The organism is Flavobacterium calami (genome assembly GCF_038290035.1).
In the GTDB taxonomy this organism is placed as follows: Bacteria; Bacteroidota; Bacteroidia; order Flavobacteriales; family Flavobacteriaceae; genus Flavobacterium; species Flavobacterium calami.
In genome coordinates, this window is sequence record NZ_JBBYHS010000001.1 from 234,555 (window position 1) to 256,698 (window position 22,144).

The window sequence follows — 22,144 nt, forward strand, 5'->3', positions numbered from 1 at the left end:
AAAAATATTGACATCAAACACTTAATCTTTCTAACAACCATAATGATTAATTAATGATAAAATTACTGCTAAAGAGTCTTTAAGAAATGGATGAATTGTTCAAAACTATGGACATATTTTGCATTAAAAAAAAATGCTTAATGCTCATCTCCAAACATTTTCAAATGCAAGAAAAACATCATGCTAAAAGAGAGAAAATGTATAGGAAATCTGATTAATTAAAATTATCATTGTACAACAAAAAAACATTGTAATATGAACAAAACTACTTTTTTATTTTCTACACTACTATCTCTAATTTTATCAGTTAATGAAGTTCATAGCCAATGGACAAAACAAACATCACCTACCACTTCCGACCTGGAAGCATTGTATTTTATAAATGCTACAACTGGTTTTACTACAAGTGGAGATGTTGGGAGGTTGTATAAAACAGTAGACGGCGGCGTAACCTGGACGGCAAATGGCAATTATTCATCGCGCGACATTTGGTTCGTTGATGCTAATATTGGCTTTGCTTCATCGACTGTGGCCTCATCTAGCGGAACCATGAAAAAAACGACAGACGGGGGGACAACCTGGACAAAGATAACTGCCCCAAACTCAAGTTCATATTTAGGAGTAAGTGCTACATCGGCGACGAACGCTTATTTTATTAATACCGAAGACAAGGTCATTAAAACTACAGATGGCGGAACATCGGTGACTTCCTACACCATTCCTCTAACGACTCCGGCAAGCCACAATTTGACAGATATTTTCTTCATAAATGCTACAACTGGCTATTTGACTGCCAATAACGGACAAGTTTTTAAAACGACTAATAGCGGAACTTCGTGGACAAGCCTTTCTACAGTCCCCCTAGGTAGCGGTTTCAATTCCCTTTATTTTATTGATGCGATGACTGGATATGTGGCAGGATCAAGCGGTAAGGTTATAAAAACAACTGACGGTGGCGCAACCTGGGTTGATAAATCTATAACCGGTATAATTGCCATAAATGCTATTAAATTTTTTGATGCAAATGTGGGGTTAGCTGTTGGCTTATCGGGCAAGATTTTCATGACCAATAATGGTGGCGATACCTGGACAGAACAGGCTTCTGGAACTACTCAACATCTTTGGAACGTCTTTTTCTTGAATTCAAGCAGCGCAATTGTTGTTGGTGATGCGGGAACAATATTAAAAAATAATGCCGTTTTGGGTCAGGAAGAATTTATTCCAAAAGCATCTTTTTCATTATCTCCGAATCCATTGACGAATGTTTCTGTATTGTCAATTCAAAACGTAAACGATTTTAGTTCATTGGAATTGGAAGTTTATGACATCACGGGGAAATTAATCAAGCGCAATACTATTAAATCAGAACAATACCTGCTTAATAAATCAGAGTTCACATCTGGCATCTACTTTTTAAAGATTAAAAAAGGGAATAAAGTCTTTGAAACCCTAAAATTAGTAGTACAATAAATCAGTCGTATTTAATTTTAGTTTTTTTACTATAAAAATAAAAGGCAAATTGTGCGATAAAACACTTTTTGCCTTTTTTATTGATACTATTCTTATTTCAGATTTGCTTCAAAAGGTGATGCAGGCAAATTTTCCTTATTGTATAAATTGGCTTCCACAGGATTATCAGCCCAGGCATACCTGACTTTTATCGGATTTGGAACTGAATCATTCCAGACAATTACTTTACCATTTTCAATTTCAGCATTTGCCCAAACAAATTTTCCATCGGTACCGGCTATGGCAAATCCTTTTAAAGCAACATTACCTTTGGCAATTAAACCTGTTCCAATATCTGAAAAACTCAATATTAATGTGTTTCCTTTTTCAATCATGGCTTTAAAAAGCGGTCCTGATGAAATTAGTTTTTTTTCTCCATAAACCATCTTTCTGGCCTGCAAAGCCAGCCTGTACCCAACATCATATTTATTTAAGGGATGAATGTCATTCCACTCTCCTAAATCAATTGTTACAGCCATGGCCGTATTCGGAACTGATAAAGTGTTTTTTTGCTGCTGTCTTAACTCAGCCCAATTGCTTTCAACCGGTTCAGGTTTTGATTCCATATAATTGGCAAGCTGAACGTATATAAAAGGAAAATTGCCCAGTTTCCATTCTTTTCTCCAGTTGGTGATTAAGGTTTCCATTAAAGCCGAATATTCTGCCGGATTTTTGGTACTTGATTCACCCTGATACCACAGAACGCCTTTCATTGCATAATTTTTTAACGGAGCAATCATCGCATTGTACAATCCGACGGGTTTCCATCTGATAAAAGTCTGCGATGGCAAAGGCAGCATTTTTGTTCCTAATCTGTATTTCCATAAACCACTTAAATTTATAGAATCATTACCATTTATCAATTGGTATTCTTTATCCATGACAAAACCTCCCCTGCCTGAGTTGTTTATGACACGTATAGCAATTTCATTTTTTCCTTGTCTTAAAATATTTGAATTAAAAGTATATTTTCTGGGCGGATACAGGTATGAAGTTGTTCCTACAAAATGACCGTTTACAAAAACCGAATCGGCATCCACAATTCGTCCTAAAATAAGTTTAGCCGAATTCTCTTTAACCTTCGGTATTTCAAATTCTTTTCTAAACCAGACAGCGCCGTTTACATGTCCCAGTTCATTGTCTGCCCAATAACCCGGAACATGCATTGTGTTCCAGTTTGAATCATTTAATTCTGGATTGGACCATTTATTTTTTAAACCCTGATCTGTTTTATTTAGTAATTGATACCATTCATTATTAATCTTTTTATCATTTGATTCAATTTGGGATATCAGGTTTTTATCCTTAAATCTTTGGTATTCCTGATAATACTCAGGAAATTTTTTAATTCCTTCTTCATTGATCCAGGATTCGGCCGGAGAACCTCCCAAAGCAGCATTAATCAGTCCGATTGGAACTTTATATTTTTCATAAATTTCACTGGCAAAAAAATATCCCACAGCCGAGAATTGCAGAATATTAGTAGGAGTCACTGAAATCCAACTACCCGAAGAAAAATCAACATTTTCTTTTTCAAAATCATATTGATCCGGTACTAAAAATTGTCTGATAGCCGAATTATCTGCGTTTGCAATTACATGACTGTATTTATCCTTAACACGTTCCATCGGGAGTTCCATATTAGATTGTCCTGAGCAAATCCATACATCGCCAAAAAGAATATTTTTTAAGGTGATGGTATTACTTGCTGAAAAAATCATTTCATAAGGACCACCTGCTTTTTGCGGAGGCAAATTGATAGTCCATGTTCCGTCTTCATCAGTAATCGCTTTATATATTTTATGATTAAAATTTAATGCTATCTTTTCTTTAGGAGCAGCCCAGCCCCAGATTTTCAATTTGGAATCACGTTGTAAAATCATGCCATCACTAATCAGTCTAGGCAGTTTTATCTGAGCATTCAAACCAAGGCTGATAAATAATGTAATCAGTACTATAATTTTTTTCATTTTAAAATCGTTGAATTATTGTTTAGACCGATAAATTATTCATAGGTATATAATTTTATTTTTTGAATTTCATAATCCCCAACAGAAATCCTGAGGTGTCTTCCCTGATGAGTCTGATCACCATTAAAGTGTCTTACAGTCCTCCATACATCATTTTCAAATTTCCCCTGGTCTGTTTTTAAAATTCCGGCGTTAAGAGCTGTGTTTTTTAAAGCTTTAAAAGTTACCACTACACCGGATCCGGCAATATAAAACTCATCAGGAGCGATTTCAATAATGATTGCACTCGACATCGGCCAGACGTCAGCTTTTGCACCATCAGACCAGTTTAAGGTATAATCATGCTTAAATGTAAACTCGAAGTTACCTAGATTAATTATCTGTAATTGATTTTCTTTATCTAATAAAACACCATCAATTTTCCCCTGTCCTTTGTTGGCTTCAATGACAGGAGTCAATTGTTTTACAAGATTATAAATTTTTCCGAGCGGCTCTTTTTTTGCATCAGCAACAGATTCGATTGAGAAAGGAGAAAAACCAATGGCTTCATAATGCCCAATAGCATATAATCCTTTAAATGGTGCACTTTCGTCAAAACGATGTTCCGGAATAAAAAGCGGATCTCCCTGACGGGTAAATAAGTCGTTCCAGTGTTTAAATAACGGATTGTAAAAGTCCGGAGAAAGCATATCAACAGATGTGCCTGCGGCTTTCCAGATATCCATTAAATGCGGTAATGGACCAGCACTCGGATATTCTCCAGGCTTCTTTTCAGGAGCGTTTAAGGCTGCATTTACAAATAACGGCAATGCATAAACATCTTTTCCGGCTTTGGCGATTTTATTGGTGAATTTTGCAAAATACCACGCCATGAAAATTTCGTCTGTATGAAGACCTTTACCAAAGATTTCCTCCCAGTTTCCTGAAGTTTTAAAACCGTTTTTTTTCCAGATTTCTAAAAATTCAGGGACTAGGATTTCTTTATTTTTCTGCATGTATTTTAATAATTCATTGGGAACCGGTTTATTAAATGCATCGTTTGCTAATGCGCAATAATCCCTTGCTGTAGGCAGCATTCCGATTTCATTCTCCACCTGAACCATAATTACTGTTTGTTCTTTTTGATCAAAATCTTTAATGTGGCTCATTAATTTCTGAAAAGCTTTTAAATCGGCCTCTAAATTATTTTCGCTGAAAGGCGTTAGAATTTCGTGACTTTTGTTTTTATCATCCTTAACTCTTGGATATTTCTTCTGATTCAGTTTTACCCATTCCGGAGCATGACTTGACATACTGTTTTTCCATGATCCAAACCAAAGAAATACCAATTTTAGATTTTCTTTCCTAGCTCTTAGAATTAAATCATCAACTAATGAAAAATCAAATTTACCTTCCTGAGGTTCTATAAGTTCCCAATACACTGGAGTTAATAACGTATTCAGATTCATGTCAGAAAGTTTTGCCCAGATTGGCTCCATGCTTTCCATACTTGTTGCAGAAGAATTTCCTAATTCCCCCCCTCTTATTATAAAAGGTTTATTGTCGACAATTAATTGTGTTTTATTGCCTTTTTTTTGAAGATGAGGTATTTTTTCCTGCGAAAATCCGAACTGCAAAACAGTTAACAATAATGCGGGTACTATTTTTTTAGAAAATCCAATCATTCTAAATTTTTTAAAAATTAAAAATCGATTATAAGCTTGTTGACGTATCAAAAACAAATAAGTAATCCATAATACAAATCCGTTTTGCAGATTTATATTATGGATTAAATTACAATAAAAAGGCTTTATTTCTGAAGTTCGCCTGAAAAGTCTTTACTTACATCTTTACCGGCAAGACCATCTGCAGTTCCTTTGTAGGCGTGTTTGCGTACATAGTTTGCATCCCACAAATTTGGAGATTCTTTTGGAAGCCAGAATTCATGCTCTTTCGCATTATCTGATACACCCCAGATTGTTATTCCGTATTGTTGTGAAGCCGGAATATATTTTTTATAAGAATCAATCACATATTGATACATTTCTGCTTGTGAAGCCTGTTGTGCTACCGTTGGAGTTTCTGTACCTAATCTGATATCCAGTTCTGAGATCTTGATTAATTTTCCGCTGGCAGCCAGTTTTTGAAACATCTGATCGATTTTAGCTTTGTCAGTTGTTAAAGAAATGTGCATTTGTGTACCTATTCCGTCAACAGTAGCACCCTGACTTTCAATATATTTAACATAGTTAATTAATCCGTCACATTTATCAAGTCTAGATTCTAAATTATAATCATTTATAAATAATTTGTCTGTTGCATTACCATACTGACGAGCCAGTTTAAACGCTGTAACTGCATAATCTTTGCCCAGATATTTTACCCAAGAGAAATAATCAGTTGCAGTATCACCCTCAGTCCCATTTCTTAATGTTCCGTCTTCTTTCATTGGCTCATTCACCACATCCATAGCAAAAACACTTGTTTTGTAATGGGTCATCATTTTAGAAATCCAGTCTTTCATAGCATTACCAATGATAGTAGTTTTTTCTGCATCCGTTTTATCAATTGTAACAGGAGCTGTAGGGCCGCCTGTACCTGCTGCATCATCAGTGACAGTAACATTATCTATATAGTAAGTACCTGCCTGACCTCCTAAATCAAAGCTTAAACCAGTTTCGCCGCCTTTTGCAGTGATTTTCCACTCAATAAGTTTCCATGTTGGAGAAGTTGACTGGTCTCCCTGATAACTTGCCAATGATGATGGCGTTGTAGAACATCTTATAGATCCTGTTGCCTCTGATTTGATCATAAACGCAATCGTATACTTTTTGCCGGCACTTAACGTAGAAGTAAAAGTGGACTGAATTTGAGTTCTCCATTGGTCAGAAGGCGTACTTGTTGCATTTACTACCTTCATAGCTCCATTTCCTTCATAAGCACTAGCAGCAGGAGCAAGACTTAAAGCATCTGCAGCTCCATTAGACTTGTTCCATCCTGTGATACCAGAATTGAAATTTCCGTTTGAAAGTAAATTCACAGCACCTACAGGAGCATCCAAATCTACCACAGATATTGTATTTACATCAATAAGGTAAGTTACGTTTGGTAAATAACCCAAATCTATATTAAATTTGAAAGCGGTAGCTCCTACATTAAAATCAGCGGCACTTAATTTAATTTTAACCTGCTTCCATTGCGATGATGTTATAAAAGCTTCTGTCCAGGATCCTCCAGTATTATACCAGTCTTTCCATGGATATTTGTTTATTAATGCAGCATCTGCATCAAAAGAAAGACGTCCTTTTCCGGCAATATCTGATTTGATGTAAAAAGAAATTTCATAATTATGCCCTGTTACAATCAGAGTACCCGGACTTGTTAATTGTAAGTTATGTGCAGACGAAGAAGTTGCACTGGATTGTAACTGAATAGCCTGCGAAGTACTTGTAAGTCCTGCATTTGCAACAATTGCGATTCCTTTACCCGGGTTATTTCTTGACCAGCTGGTAAAAGTTCCGCTTTTCAAACCAGCCACATCTAAAATATTAGCACCACTTGAACCCGGAATTATTGTGGGTGCAATAAGACTATTTAAATAGCTTGCATTATTATTTGAATGCCACACTAAAGTATGTCCAAATACACTTAAACCCGCCTTTTTGGTTTCTGCAATGAAAGCATCAATCGTAGCAAAATTAATGCTACCGTCAGATTTTACCATGGCACCGTGTTTCATAGCATAGCCAGGTGTCACTTCGTCAAAGTTCTCATTTACTATTTTTCGATAAACTGCGTCACTCATATACAAATCAGCTCCGATTCCGTTTCCAAGAATCATACTTGTATAATTTTTCAAAGGTTCGTATCTGCCAATTTTTTCAACCAAACCCAATGGAAGCTCTGCACCTGTTACTGCTCCGTGCTCAGGATCTTTTTCCCATTCCATTAAATTATCATCACAGGATGCAAAAACCAAGAGTGATGAAGCGATTATAGGTAATATCTTTTTATATTTCATTTTTGATGTTTTTTAGTTTTCAAAATCATTATAAACCGGTGTGTTCAAAGAAACTATTCTCCAGTTGTCGGTATATACACTAACCGAAGTAGCTTTTGAAGTAAACACAACTTCACTTTCTGTTCCTGTAACATCTTTCAGTTTAACATCAGAATTTTCAAAATAGAAACCGAAGTTTTTGTAGGTTACACTTTCGCGGTATGCCAAAACAGTTTCAAAAGTAAAATCTCCCTTAGACCATGCGTAAAATTTATTTAACGGAATCGTAACTGTTGTCCAGCCTGTAGTTTTAAAAGCAACCGATTTTCCATCTACAATCCATGGTACATAGTTATATACAGCTCCTGCCCATTCTCCACCATTAAAGTTATTTGCCATACACACTTTCAGAAATCCTGTATCTTTCCAGTCGTTAGGAACATAAATATCAAATTGTAATGCTACTTTATCAAGCGGAGTGCTTGCCGGGATATATGGAGTTAACTGACCTCTCCAGTCATCAACACCGTTTCCTGCAGTCCATACTTCTGTGCAACGGTTTTTTGCAGCATCAAAAGAAACAATACGGGTTGGACGATGCGCAACATATTTTCCCTGAGAAACACTTCCTGTTCCTGTAGCAACTGACTCTAAATCTGCTGGTTGAATCATACTTGTTGATGATCCCCAGAATCCGTGCTGACCTTGTCCGTCAAAATTAAGTAAAACTCCTTTTTTAAAATTAAAATAAGCCGGAGAGTAAACTCCTCCATTAGAAGTCTGAACAAATAAAGAACCACCATTTTCTGTAACTCCGGAAGGAACCACAACCGTAAACGATTCTCCATCTTCATCAGATGTAATTCCGGTTGTTGATTCAATGTTGCCAGGAAAAACTACTTTGCTTACCTCTGTCAGACCCGTTCCATAAACCGTAATTGTTTCTCCAGCTTTAGGCAAAGTATTAGAAATATTGGTAATCACAGGTTTTGCCGAACGAATTTCAAATGGAAAAACAGTTTCATTACTATCATTTGCAAAACGAATTGTATTTCTAACATCAGGATCAGCATCTAAAATAGGAGTATCAGCTGAAACACTAACTAACATCGAATTATCTGTTACAAAAACTACGTTAAAATATGTTGAATATCCGTTGATGTATACTTTTTTCAATCCTCTGAATCCAGAACCTTCAATGCGTAATAGCTGTCCTAATCTTGCAAAATTTACCTCTCTGTCGGGTACAGATGAATTTACATCTTCCAAAAACACTTTTGTAATAGTTATTGGGCCGCCACCTTCACTAGAATCACTATTGTCACAAGCTGTAAACAATATACTGAAAAACATCAACCCAAGAAATAATATGGGTGTCCAGTAATTTTTATTAATAATATATTTCTTCATATTAATTGCTCTTTATGTTTATTATTTATCTACTAAAATAAATCTGTAATTCTATCTTCTGTAAACTTATAAGGAACCGGTGCTTCTCTCAGCAAAGGATTCTGGATAAGTTCAGATTCAGGATAAGGTAAAAGAAAAACAGTTGCATCAATCACGCCAATTGCACGTGGACTTGTACTTTTTGAAGCATCTACAGATACTGTGTTAGTAGGCGTATCATACAAAATCGGTGTGATAACACCTCTGTTTTGCCCTGTAATATAATTGATTACTTCTTGTTGTTTGTAATAAGACCTGCGAACCAAATCATACCAATATTGCCCTTCCATACACAATTCAACTCTTCTTTCGTGTCTGATATCCTCATAAGTAAGACTTGTTTTAGTTCCAACATTGGCACGTGTACGCAGTTTATTAAATCCCAATAAGGCAACTGCATCTGTTGTACTGGCATTATTTCCTAAAGCTGCTTCCGCATAATTTAGATACACTTCTCCCAAACGCAGCATATAAGTGTTCAGACCTGAGTTCATACGCGTAATTTTAGCATTATCTTTTGTAGAACCTACAACTCCTTTTTTAACTGTTAAGAAATCTTTACTGTGGTCTACTGTAAAACCACCATTCGATTTATTAATTTCAGTATAAAAATCATCATCAGCCATCCAGGTAGCTTTGCGACGTTTATCTGTCGATTCATACTCCTGTAAAACATTATAAGATGCCCTGGTCCAATAACCCCAGGCTGCATCGTCACCGGTAATATCTGAACTGTACGCAAAATAAGCCTGCTGTGTATTGTTTACTCCGTAATCTCCGTTTGGTACCCATTGAAGTGCGAACATAGACTCTGTATTGTTGTTGTTGTCGATTTTATATAAATCTTCATAATTTTCCATTAACACATAAGGTCCTTCATTGATTACCTTCAAGGCTGCTTTTTTAGCCAAATCTAAATATTCCTCATTTCTTGTACCACTGTTTGGGTTATCACTAAATCCTGAATAGGACAAATAAACACGAGACAACATACCAAAAGCACTGTATTTTGTTAAACGCCCTGCCTGACCTGCCTGCGTTGGAAGATATTTGGCTGCAAATTCCAAATCACGTATAGCAAATTCGTAAACATCTTTTAACGGATTTTTATTTACCACAGGATTTTTAACTAATTCCTTTGGATCTGTAGAAATAATCACATCTCCCCATAATGAAGCTAAATACCAGTAAGCTGTACCTCTCATAAATCTTGCTTCTGCAATGTATTTGTTTTTAATATTTTGATCAACACTACTGTCTGTAATACCAATTATTACATTATTTGATTGTTGCACAACATTATATAAAGACGCCCATGCCGAAACCAATGGCCCAGTCAATCCAGTTTCTGTTAGATCTGTAAACGGATAGATATAATCTGAAAATGGCGCATACATATTAGCAGAGCGTCCATCACCTAATCCGTAATAGAATTTATCATTAAAATCGAACCAAACTTTATTGTACAATGGTCCTGTCGCGGCCTGAAAATCAGATTCCGTTTTATAAAAATTTTCTTTTGTAATTACATCATTTGGTTCAACGTCTAAAATGTCGCTGCAACTCGTCCAAACAAATGGCAATGCAATAATTAGAGCCGTATAAAATATTTTCTTTGTTTTCATTTTGCAGTTTTTAGAAATTAACAGTTAGTCCAAGTGTAGTTATCACAGGTGAAGGATAACGTCCATTATCTACACCATTTAACAATTGGTTTTGGTTTATTGCACCAACTTCAGGGTCGTAACCTTTATATTTTGTAAAGGTTAAAACATTCTGCATGTTTGAGTATACTTTGATATTTGAGATTCCATATTTAGAATACAAATCTTTAGGAAGATTGTAACCTATTGAGATATTCTTCAGCCTTACATAAGACCCATCTTCTACAAATCGGTTACTCAGACGATAGTTTGATGCTGATGACGCTGAAGAAGCTCCTATTCTTGGCATATAAGGATCTCCGCCTACAATCTGAACGTTACGATAATCGTTTGGTCCGTTTGGATCAATTAATTCTAATTGTGCGTATCCTAAAGCGGTTTTAAGCAGGTTTGTATTCTCACGAGGGTTTTCAAGCCATCTTCTTTGGTAGTTTAAAACTTCATTTCCATAAGATCCAGTAAATAAGATACTCACGTCAAATCCTTTAAATGAAAAGCTATTGTTGAAACCGAAAGTAAAATCCGGATTAGGATTACCGATATAATCTGCATCTTTTTCATTGATAACTCCATCCTTATTTTTATCATCGAATATATAATCTCCAATCCAAACACCATTTTCACCAATTACCATTCCTTCCGGTAATGCTGTGGGTTTAACTGTTCCTGTGGCATCTTTATAATAAAAATCTGTAGCTTTTTCAAAACGTCCAATAACTTTATAACCATAAAATTGTCCTAATGGCTGGTCCACAGCAGTACGAGTAACTACTGTTACGTCTGAACCCTGTTGTAAAGTCTGATCGTAAACACCCGATTCTGAATTTAATTTCAACACTTTAGATCTGTTCATAGAGATATTGAAATTTGATTTCCACAGAAAATCATTATTTTGCATGTTTATCGTGTTTATTGTAAACTCAAAACCTTTATTTTCAAGAGATCCAATATTAGCAAAAGGTGGTGATGTAGCTCCCTGACCAGTAGTTCCAACATACGCTGGCAGTGATAATCTTAACAATAAATCATCTGTCTTTTTATAATAAACATCTGTTGTAATTTCAATTCTGTTATCAAAAAGTCCAATATCTAAACCAATATTGGTTTGGTTGGATTTTTCCCATTTCAGATCTGGATTTGCTGTATTGGTCGCAATTTGTCCGCTTCCCCAATTGGTTGCTGAAGTTCCGTAAACAGAAGTATAAGCATTATTTGGTACACTTGAATTACCTGTAACTCCCCAACCTGCACGTAATTTCAAATTGTTAATTGTTTTATTTTCTTTTAAAAATGATTCATTTGAAATTTTCCATCCTAAAGAAGCAGATGGGAACCAATCCCATTTGTTACCTTCAGCAAACTGCGAAGATCCGTCTCTTCTGATGGTTGCTGTAAGCATATATCTGTCATCAAATGAATAAGTCGCTCTTGCGAAATAAGAACTAAGCGATTTTGTAGAACTTGTGTTTGAGTTTCTGGCCGTTGTAGGATCACCTGCATTTAAATCTGTAGCTCCGTTTGTTAAATATCCTGAACGGTATCCATAAAGGTTTTCCCAGTTTTGCTCTTGAAGCTCTTGAGATAACATTGCATTGATATTATTTTTTCCGAATGCTTTATTATAAGTCAATGTATTAAGCCAAATCCAGTTTTCGCTCGTAGATTTTGTTCTTGATCCTTCTCTTACTTCATTTGATAATGCTCCAAAAGTATAGGATGGATTAAAAGTATATCGGTTTCCAAAACCATAATCTATAGAATATTGAGTCTTAAGTTTTAAATCTTTTGTAAAACCAATTTCTGCATAAACATTTCCTCTAATTCCGTAATCTTTTCCGTAATTATCTTTCAGCATTGCAATTCCTAATGGGTTAGTCTGAACGAATTCGGTTGTATCAGGTCCGTCAAAAGTTCCATCAGCATTACGAGCTGCTACGTTGGGAGTTTGTTTTAAAGCTGTTAAAATTACCGAATCATCATTCACTGTCGTTACCTGATTGGTTTTGTATGCATTTAAGTTAACCCCAACTTTCATCCATTTTTTTACCTGAGAGTCTACTACTGCACGAATCGTCATACGGTCAAAAGATGATCCGATTATAGTTCCTTCCTGATCAAAATATGACATCCCTAATGCATAAGTAGTGTTTTCAGATCCTCCTGATGCGGACAAATTATAATTTTGAATTAAACCAGTCTGAAACAACTCGTCTTGCCAATTTGTTCCTTCTCCTAATAAATCAGGACGGATAAAATAGGGGTCTCTCTGTACAATGCCTAAATCAGATCTCGTATTTTTTAAGGTTCCATATTCTCTTAAATTTAATACTTGCAATTCTTTAGGCATTTCCTGCCATCCTACATAACTATCAAAATTTAAAGTCAAATCTCCTTTTCTACCTGTTTTAGTAGTAACTATAATCACACCATTTGCAGCTCTGGATCCATAAATCGCTGTTGCAGACGCATCTTTCAAAATATCGATAGAAGCAATATCATTAGGGTTAATTCCTGAAAGCGGATTTGAATTTAAAGACCCGGAATTACCATCTATAATAACACCATCAATTACATAAATTGGCTCGTTTGAACCGGTAATTGAACTTATACCACGAATACGTACCGAAGAACTTCCTCCTGGCGTACCACTGTTTTGCTGTATCTGCACCCCCGCAGCGCGTCCCTGCAACACCTGATCTATTGTTGTAGAAACAGATTGTGCCACTGCTGCACTAGAAACAGAAGAAATCGCTCCGGTCAAATCTCCTCTTTTCATGGTACCGTATCCAATAACAACTACTTCTTTTAAGCTGTTAAGATTTTCTTCAAGAACTACATCAATTTTACTTTGGTTGCCAACAGTAACATCTTTGGTTTTATAACCAATAAAACTGAAACTCAAAACAGCATTTGCCGGAACAGAATTAATAGTAAACGTACCATCAAAATTAGTTACTGTCGTGTTCTTTGTTCCTTTTACAATAACATTTACACCTGGAATAGGCCCATTGGCATCTGAAACTGTTCCAGAAACCGTTGATTGAGCATTTACTGAAGCAGAAAACACAGCCATCAGGATCAGAAATCCTAAATTCTTGAAGTATTTCGATTTGCTTTTAGTAATTAAAAAGTTAGTCATAAATAATTGATTTAATTAGTTAATAGTTATGGTCTGTTAGTTTTTATAATTTCATGAAATTGTATAGCCTTTATAAAAACAAATATATATAAAATGCAACAATACACAATCGGTTGCGTTAATTTTTTTTATCAAATTCAAAAAAAATATTTATTAAAAAAACATATTACATATTTATATAAATAAAAAAGTAATAATTATTTATTTTGAGAAAGTTTTAAAGCTTAAACATTACATTAATTTAAACCTTTACTATTGTTTCCTAAAAAAAACATAAAAAACATGATTTTTCTAAAGAGTAAAAAATGAATGGATTTTTGCTCTGATTTAAAAGTTTAAATAGTGTTAAGTAAATATATAAACCATAAAATCTTACAAAAGGTAAAAGAGTATTTTGAAAAGGAAGAAAATGAATTCTCAAAAAATAAAAAACTCCTTTCCAAATGGACTTGAAAGGAGTTTAATTACTTTTAAATTTAGATTTGTGGGCAAATAAATTTATTGAAAATGAAATATTTACAAATTCATTTTTTTAGCATCTTCTACAAATTGTTTCAGTCCAATATCTGTCAAAGGATGTTTTAACAAACCTTTTATCGCAGACAAAGGTCCGGTCATAACATCAGATCCAATTTTAGCACAATTTACAATATGCATCGTATGTCTTACAGAAGCTGAAAGTATCTGTGTTTCATAACCATAATTGTCATAAATCTGTCTGATTTCCTCAATTAGATGCATTCCGTCTGTAGAAACATCATCCAGTCTTCCTAAAAATGGAGAAACATACGTAGCTCCTGCTTTTGCTGCCAATAATGCCTGACCCGCTGAGAATACCAAAGTAACATTGGTTCTGATTCCTTTTGAAGAAAAATATTTACAGGCTTTTACCCCGTCACCAATCATAGGCAATTTCACAACAATCTGCTTATGCAATGCAGCCAGCTCCTCACCTTCCTTAACCATTCCTTCAAAATCTGTTGAAATTACTTCGGCAGAAACATCGCCATCTACAATATTACAGATATCAAGATAGTGTTTCAAAATGTTATCTTTTCCTGTAATGCCTTCCTTGGCCATCAACGACGGATTTGTAGTAACTCCGTCTAAAACTCCCATAGCCTGGGCTTCTTTAATATCTTCTAAATTTGCTGTATCTATGAAAAACTTCATTTTTCTAAATTTAATTTTAATGGTTTAATAAATTTTCTGAACAATAATTTTGTTTAAAAAAGGCAAAAAAAATTAAGGCCGTTGGAACTAACTTAAACCTCCGACCCTAATTTTCTAAAAAGTTAATTCGAATTACCCCAAAAAAAGGCTTTTAATTTGAGACTGAATCCATCACAATTCAATATTCTACTACAACTTTTTCTTCAACAACTAATTTTATAACCTGCTTTGTTTTAGAAATTTTATTCTAAAAATCTATTCGAAAAGATTATATGTACTGATTGATAATATTCTCAAACAATTCCTGTTTACCGCTTTGAAGGTTTAATTCTCCGTTTTCATGAGCGATAGTGTAAAGATCTTTTAAGCCTAATTTTCCATCAGCAAAATCTTTACCTTTTCCAGAATCGAATGATGCATATCTTTCTTTTCTTAATTTTTCGTAAGGTGAAGAAGTAATGATTTTGTCAGCTGTCAGTAAAGCTCTTGCAAAAGTATCAGCTCCGCCAATGTGCGCTAAGAAAACATCTTCTAAGTCTGTAGAATTTCTTCTGATTTTAGCATCAAAGTTAACTCCACCTCCTTGCAATCCACCAGCTTTTAAGAAAACCAACATTGCCTCTGTAGTTTCCTGAATATTATTTGGGAACTGGTCTGTATCCCATCCGTTTTGGTAATCTCCTCTGTTTGCATCGATACTTCCTAACATTCCGGCTTTTGCCGCAACTTCTAATTCGTGTTGGAAAGTATGCTGTGCCAAAGTAGCGTGGTTTACTTCGATGTTGATTTTGAAATCTTTATCTAAACCGTACTCTTTTAAGAATCCAATTGCTGTAGCAGAATCAAAATCGTATTGGTGTTTAGATGGCTCCATTGGTTTTGGCTCGATGAAGAATGTTCCTTTAAAACCTTGAGCTCTTGCGTAATCTCTTGACATTGTTAAGAATTGTGCCATGTGGTCTAATTCCCTTCCCATATCTGTATTCAATAAAGACATATAACCTTCTCTACCTCCCCAGAATACGTAGTTTTCTCCGCCTAAAGCGATTGTAACATCCAAAGCTAATTTTACTTGTCCACCGGCTCTTGCCACAACATTAAAATCAGGATTTGTAGCCGCTCCGTTCATGAATCTTGGGTTTGAGAAACAGTTTGAAGTTCCCCAAAGCAATTTAATTCCAGATTCAGCTTTTTTCTGTTTTAAGTAATCTGTAATGAAAGCCAAACGTTTTTCTGATTCTGCGAAAGTTGGCCCTTCATTAATCAAATCGTAATCGTGGAAACAGAAATAATCAAATCCCATTTTGCTGATGAATTCAAAAGCAGCATCTGCTTTATCCTTAGCTGCCTGATAAGGATCTGATGAAGCATCCCATGCAAAATTTTGAGTTCCAGGTCCGAATGGATCGCTACCTTGTCCGCAGAAAGTATGCCAGTAAGCAATCGCAAACTTAAAGTGCTCACGCATTGTTTTTCCAGCTACAACCTGGTCTGGATTGTAATATTTAAATGCCAACGGATTATCAGATTCTTTTCCTTCAAACTTAATTTGGCCAATACCTTTGTAGTATTCTTTATCACCTAAAACTATCATTTTATTTTTATTTATTTGTTACTATTAATTCTAATTCTTTTTTCCAGTTTTGATATGCCTTTTCATATTCCTCTTTATTTTTTAAAGGCAAAAAGGTCATTACGTGATCGTTGGTTGTAATTGCTGAACCGAATTTTTCAAAGTCTCCATCAGTTAAGCCTACTGCTCTCGCCGCTCCTACTGCTCCGGTCGTGTTGTAAATTTCAATTTCATGTCCGATTAATGTAGCTACCGTATTCGAGAAAATTTCGGAACGGAATAAATTATCATTACCTGCTCTGATCACATTGATTGTAGCATTATCATCTTTCAAACATTCCATTCCATAGACAAACGAAAATGCAATTGCTTCCAAAGACGCTCTGTATAAATGAGCGTTGGTATGAATATTAAAATTCAGGTTTAAAATATGAGATCCAATACTCTTATTGTTAAACATTCTTTCTGCACCATTTCCAAACGGAATAACAACCAATCCTTCTGAACCCACATTTACCTGAGATGCTTTTTCGTTCATTTCTTCGTACGACTCATTACCGGTATTGTTGCGCATCCATCTGTATTGTATTCCGGCTCCGTTTATATTCAGCAATTTTCCGACTCTCGGATTTGATTCGGAATAATTGACATGAACAAAATTATTTACACGGGTACTTTTTCCTGAATTGGTTTCTGTCACGGCATAAAAAACGCCCGAAGTACCACCCGTTGCTGCCACTTCACCCGGACGAAGCACGTTTAATGACAAAGCATTGTTTGGCTGATCTCCCGCTCTGTACACAATCGGAATTCCAACAGGAAGTCCTGATTCCTGTGATCCTTTTTCGGTAACTACACCCTGATTGGTGAAATTTTCTACAATATTTGGAGTTAGTGACTGATCGATTCCGTAGTAATCCAAAAGCCAGTTAGCTACTTTATTTTCTTTATAATCCCAAAGCATTCCTTCAGATAAACCGTTTTTAGTAGTCGTTACTTCGCCTGTCAGTTTTAAAGCGATATAATCTCCCGGAAGCATGTATTTATCAATTTTACTGTATACTTCAGGCTCATTTTCCTTAACCCATTTCAGTTTTGAAGCTGTGAAGTTTCCCGGTGAATTCAACAAATGTTCAGCACATTTTTCAGCTCCGATTTCAGCGTAAGCTTTGCTACCAATTTCAACAGCACGGCTGTCACACCAGATAATCGAATTGCGCAGTGATTTACCGTCTTTGTCCACGATAACCAATCCATGCATTTGGTACGAAATACCAATTCCCTGAATTTTAGAAGCATCAATATTGGCTTCTTTAATGGCTCTTTTTGTTGCTGTACAAATGTATTGCCACCACATTTCAGGATCCTGTTCTGCCCAGTCTGGCTGCAATGACAAGATTTCCATTTCGTTTTGAGGCTCATTCAGTACGATGACTTTTTTGCCTGTCGCTGCTTCAACAAGTGCTACCTTGACCGAAGAGCTTCCAATATCATATCCTATATAATACATAAAATTTTATAATGATTCTCTTAATATTAATTTTGTGGGTACATAACACTGCGTTTCTTCGTCATGAGTAATAAATGCAGCTGTTTTGGTTCCTATTTCCTTGAAATCAGTCGAAACTACTGAAATTCCTTTATAAATAAATTTCTTCATTGGTGTTTCATTATAAGACAGAAAACCAACATCTTTTCCAGGTTCAAAATCTTTCTCCTTGCATTGCTCTAAAAAGTGCCCCAAAATCCTGTCACTCACACTGATATAAGCAATTTCTTTCTCTATACTGAATTTTTTAGGATCTGTTATAATACTATATTTAAAACCAAAATCAGTACAGAATTTCTTGAAAAACTCAACCGTTTCCCATGGATGATTTGTGAAATCCGGATATACAAATTCTATTTTTTTATACTTTTTAAACAAATCAGCCGCCTCGGTCAAAGCATCGTAAAAAGCTTTCCCAAAATCCTGAAAAATATAATTACTGTTCTTTTTCGCCTGAATATTCCAGTCAATCAAAAGCAGTTTGTCATTCGAAATCGCCGATAAAGCCGGAGCAATCGCAGCATTATCAAAATTCATTACGACATATTTGTAATATTTACCGATTCCGTTATTGATGATCGTTTTAAAAACATCAATATTATAATGATGAAACTGCACATCAACAATCACATTATCAGGCAGATTATTCACAACAGAATGATACAAAACCTCTTTATATGCCTTAAATGTGTCCAAAACCAAAAGCACTTTTCGGGTCTCACCAGCCACATAATACCCTTTATTTGGTACTGAATCAATAACTTTTTGATCCTTCAGAATCGAATACGCTTTAAAAACCGTATCTCTCGAAAGCTGATAAGTCTTGCAGATCACATTTACAGACGGCAGCAAATCTCCCTTTTGCAAAATATTCTCCGCAATGGCATTCGTAATTCCGTCAACCAACTGTTGGTACTTCGGAATATCACTTTCGTGATTGATTACAAACTCAAATTTTTCTTCTTCTTTTAGCATACTGTTCTGTTCCGTTCTGGTATGCTAAAGTAGCTAAAAAACTTTTATAAAAAATTATTTTTTACATGAATTATGTTATTTTTTTTTAGAGCTCTTTTTATTCTAATAATTTGGGCGTGTCCCGCCGAAAAAGGCGGGCCGGGCTATCCGTTGCAAGTCCTCGCACTTCCTTCGTCAGGCTGTGGGCTTTCCACTACTATCCCTCACGCGAAATGGTTTCATAAGAACTTCTACGTAATCTTTGTCATTCCGAGGAACGAGGAATCACACTAGAAACTCCGCACAGAATGCAGCCAATCTTTGTCGAATCCCGAGTGTGATTCCTCGTTCCTCGGAATGACAAAACGTTGCAAAAACTACTCTCAAAAATGTTCACACGAAGCATACATCGCCAAATACGTCCCTACAAAACCTCCAGCTTCTTTTGTGCTTAAAATAGAACCGTCAACACTTTTTATTAATAAATTCCAATCTTCTTTGTCTGTAGTTTTATAATAAAAACTATATAGTCCTCCGTTTCCTTCTATTTTTACAAATAATGATTTTCCACTATCCGAAAGTTCTTTTTTCGAAATAATTTCAGGATTTCCATTATTGATCTTAGAAGCTGTTCGTTCTACAAAAACTTCCAATTTATTATTTGCATTCAGACGTTTTCCAATTAAAAAATAATGTTTTTCATTCTGAAATGCGGTCAAACCTGCTGCCTGAAAATTATCTTTAGGCGTAAATTCTAATTTTACTGAAGCTTCAAATTTTAAATGCTGCTGTCTTCTTCCTATAAAAGAAAAATTGGTTTCAGTATGAATTGATTCAGGTCTTGGTTTGATTAGCAATTTCCCATTAATCAGCTCGTACCACTTTTCTTTTGGCGTTCTGATGAAACTCCATTTTAAACCTAATTCATTCGAATTAAAATCATCCTTTGAAACGAAATTTCCATTTAGCGGTTCTGTTTTTTCTTTCGAAAGAGGCAGATTTGGACGTTTATTTATCATCGGTATGGCTTCTTTGCCACCTTTAATTTCAGGCCAGTCATTTTTCCATTCTACCGGCATCAAAAAAGTTTCCCTGCCGGTATTGTACAAATCCTGTCCGTAAGGTCTGCAGCCTAAAAATACTGACCACCAGTCTCCGTTTGGCAATTGTACAAAATCAGCATGTCCTGTTGTTGAAACTTCATTTTTTCGATTTGTATCTAAATGTGACTGCGTTAAAATCGGATTGCTGGCATAGCTTTCATAAGGTCCATAAATGCTTTTGCTTCTAAAAACGACTTCCGAATGATTAAAACCGGTTCCTCCCTGTGCACAAATCATATAATAAAATCCGTTCTTTTTGATTACGTGCGGGCCTTCAATCCAGACTGGTTTTTTCGACAAATCTGTTCCTCCGTTAATTACTAATTTAGGTTCAGTTATCGTTTTTTGTGTTTCCAAATCATATTCCAGCATATAAATAGCCCTATGACCATCGTGCAGCGAAACATTATTGGGCGGAGGACCATTATGTGTAATGTAAACTTTTCCGTCTTCATCAAAGAAAATATCAGGGTCAATTCCATTTACCTGTGGAAGCACAATCGGATTTGACCATGGTCCGGCTGGATTTTTAGCAGTAACAATAAAGTTGCCAACACCACTCACATTAGTACAAATTACATAAAATGTTCCTTTATGATATCGGATAGTTGGTGCATACATCCCGCCTGATAAACGTGAATTCCCAAAATCAGCCTGTTCAGGACGATTAATAATATTTCCTATCTGTTTCCAGTTTACCAAATCAGTACTTTCAAAAATTGGCAAACCCGGAAAGTAACAAAACGATGAATTGACCACATAAAATTTATTTCCAACCCTGCAAATCGTCGGATCCGGATAAAACCCTGCCAATATCGGATTCATATATTCACTATCTGATTTGGTAATATTGGCATAAGCATCATCTTTTCCTTTATACTCAAACCATTCAAATGAAGCATAATCGGCATAAACAACCGATTGTGATTTTTGCGAAATTTTTTTACATGAAGAAACAGAAACCAATAAAACAGCTCCAATTATAAGTTTAATATATATAGTTTCTTTTTTAAACATGCTTTAAAATATTCAATTAAAATAAAAATTATCTATTCTTCTTTTCCATAAGGATCAATCGTATTAATTGTACCGTCCTCATTGTATGTGATTTCAGTAACTTTTATAGATCTCAAATGAGTGACTCCTTTTGAAAGACTTGAGTCATGATAGAAGAGATACCACTTTCCTTCTACTTCACAAATAGAATGGTGCGAAGTCCAGCCAATCACCGGATTTAAAATTCGTCCCTGATACGTAAACGGTCCATACGGATTATCGCCGATGGCATAACAGATAAAATGCGTATCTCCAGTAGAATATGAAAAATAATACTTACCATTATATGTATGCATCCATGGACCTTCAAAAAAGCGTTGCTCATTATTGCCTGCAAGCAAAACATCACCGTTTTTGTCCAGGATTTTAATTTCTCTTGGAGCTTCAGCAAATTGCTTCATGTCATCACTCAATAATGCTACGATAGGTCCTAATGCCGGTTCGCTTCTATGAGGTTCTTCATTATCTTCAGAAAATTGATTGTTTCTGTATTTTTGAAGCTGGCCACCCCAAATACCTCCAAAATAAAGGTAATACTTGCCGTCATTGTCTTCAAAAACAGCCGGATCAATAGAATAACTTCCTTTAATTGCTTCCGATTCTGCAATAAATGGTCCTGTAGGTGAATCACTGATAGCTACTCCGATCTGAAAAATTCCATCTGCACGTTTTGCCGGAAAATACAAATAATACTTGCCATTTTTACAGGCGGCATCAGGTGCCCACATTTGTTTCTCGGCCCATTTTACATCTTTTACATGCAGAGCAAGTCCGTTATCGACTACTTCAGATTCTATATTTTCCATAGAAAATACATGATAATCTTCCATTCCGAAATGGTCTCCATTGTCATTAAACGGAATCCCTGCATCAATGTCATGCGATGGATAAATATAAATTTTACCATTGAACACATGTGCCGAAGGATCGGCTGTGTACATGTGTTTTACCAAAGGCTGTGATATCGCTGTTTTGTCTATCGTTTCAAAATTAATTTGTTCAATGCTATCTTCAGGCATAGTCGTA

At 35.5% G+C, this 22,144-nt stretch carries 13 protein-coding genes; 1 reads left to right on the forward strand and 12 read right to left on the reverse strand.

Annotated elements, in window-relative coordinates; translation table 11 throughout:
* Window positions 1-255: 255 nt before the first annotated feature.
* Window positions 256-1,470, forward strand: coding sequence for a YCF48-related protein (locus AAEO57_RS00805; protein ID WP_341688502.1), 1,215 nt, complete (start codon window positions 256-258; stop codon window positions 1,468-1,470).
* A gap of 92 nt (window positions 1,471-1,562) precedes the next feature.
* Here the strand turns inward: AAEO57_RS00805 and AAEO57_RS00810 are convergent, their stop codons facing one another.
* The 12 genes from AAEO57_RS00810 to AAEO57_RS00865 form a co-directional block, all read right to left on the reverse strand.
* Window positions 1,563-3,479, reverse strand: coding sequence for a sialate O-acetylesterase (locus AAEO57_RS00810; RefSeq protein ID WP_341688505.1), 1,917 nt, complete (start codon window positions 3,477-3,479; stop codon window positions 1,563-1,565).
* A 35-nt stretch (window positions 3,480-3,514) separates the two neighbouring features.
* Complete coding sequence (locus tag AAEO57_RS00815; RefSeq protein ID WP_341688507.1) at window positions 3,515-5,143, reverse strand: GH35 family beta-galactosidase; 1,629 nt, start codon at window positions 5,141-5,143, stop codon at window positions 3,515-3,517.
* Between the two features lie 125 nt (window positions 5,144-5,268).
* Window positions 5,269-7,479 carry an endo-1,4-beta-xylanase gene (locus AAEO57_RS00820; protein ID WP_341688509.1) on the reverse strand — a complete coding sequence of 737 codons (2,211 nt, stop codon included), beginning with the start codon at window positions 7,477-7,479 and terminating at the stop codon, window positions 5,269-5,271.
* A gap of 12 nt (window positions 7,480-7,491) precedes the next feature.
* Entirely contained in the window at window positions 7,492-8,868 is a 1,377-nt protein-coding gene (locus tag AAEO57_RS00825) for a glycan-binding surface protein (protein ID WP_341688511.1), read from the reverse strand.
* Between the two features lie 32 nt (window positions 8,869-8,900).
* Window positions 8,901-10,532 carry a RagB/SusD family nutrient uptake outer membrane protein gene (locus AAEO57_RS00830; RefSeq protein WP_341688513.1) on the reverse strand — a complete coding sequence of 544 codons (1,632 nt, stop codon included), beginning with the start codon at window positions 10,530-10,532 and terminating at the stop codon, window positions 8,901-8,903.
* A gap of 10 nt (window positions 10,533-10,542) precedes the next feature.
* Window positions 10,543-13,710 carry a SusC/RagA family TonB-linked outer membrane protein gene (locus tag AAEO57_RS00835; RefSeq protein WP_341688515.1) on the reverse strand — a complete coding sequence of 1,056 codons (3,168 nt, stop codon included), beginning with the start codon at window positions 13,708-13,710 and terminating at the stop codon, window positions 10,543-10,545.
* Between the two features lie 516 nt (window positions 13,711-14,226).
* Window positions 14,227-14,883, reverse strand: coding sequence for a fructose-6-phosphate aldolase (fsa, locus tag AAEO57_RS00840; protein WP_341688517.1), 657 nt, complete (start codon window positions 14,881-14,883; stop codon window positions 14,227-14,229).
* A gap of 268 nt (window positions 14,884-15,151) precedes the next feature.
* A complete protein-coding gene (xylA, locus tag AAEO57_RS00845; protein ID WP_341688519.1) occupies window positions 15,152-16,477 on the reverse strand; it encodes a xylose isomerase in 1,326 nt (441 codons plus the stop codon).
* 7 nt (window positions 16,478-16,484) lie between these two features.
* On the reverse strand, window positions 16,485-17,966 hold the full coding sequence (locus tag AAEO57_RS00850) for a xylulokinase (protein WP_341688522.1): 1,482 nt from the start codon (window positions 17,964-17,966) through the stop codon (window positions 16,485-16,487).
* Window positions 17,967-17,972: 6 nt separating this feature from the next.
* On the reverse strand, window positions 17,973-18,980 hold the full coding sequence (locus tag AAEO57_RS00855) for a GntR family transcriptional regulator (protein WP_341688524.1): 1,008 nt from the start codon (window positions 18,978-18,980) through the stop codon (window positions 17,973-17,975).
* A gap of 362 nt (window positions 18,981-19,342) precedes the next feature.
* Window positions 19,343-21,079, reverse strand: a complete 1,737-nt coding sequence (locus tag AAEO57_RS00860) for a glycoside hydrolase family 43 protein (RefSeq protein ID WP_341688527.1) — start codon at window positions 21,077-21,079, stop codon at window positions 19,343-19,345.
* Window positions 21,080-21,111: 32 nt separating this feature from the next.
* On the reverse strand, window positions 21,112-22,137 hold the full coding sequence (locus AAEO57_RS00865) for a glycoside hydrolase family 43 protein (RefSeq protein ID WP_341688529.1): 1,026 nt from the start codon (window positions 22,135-22,137) through the stop codon (window positions 21,112-21,114).
* Window positions 22,138-22,144: the final 7 nt, after the last annotated feature.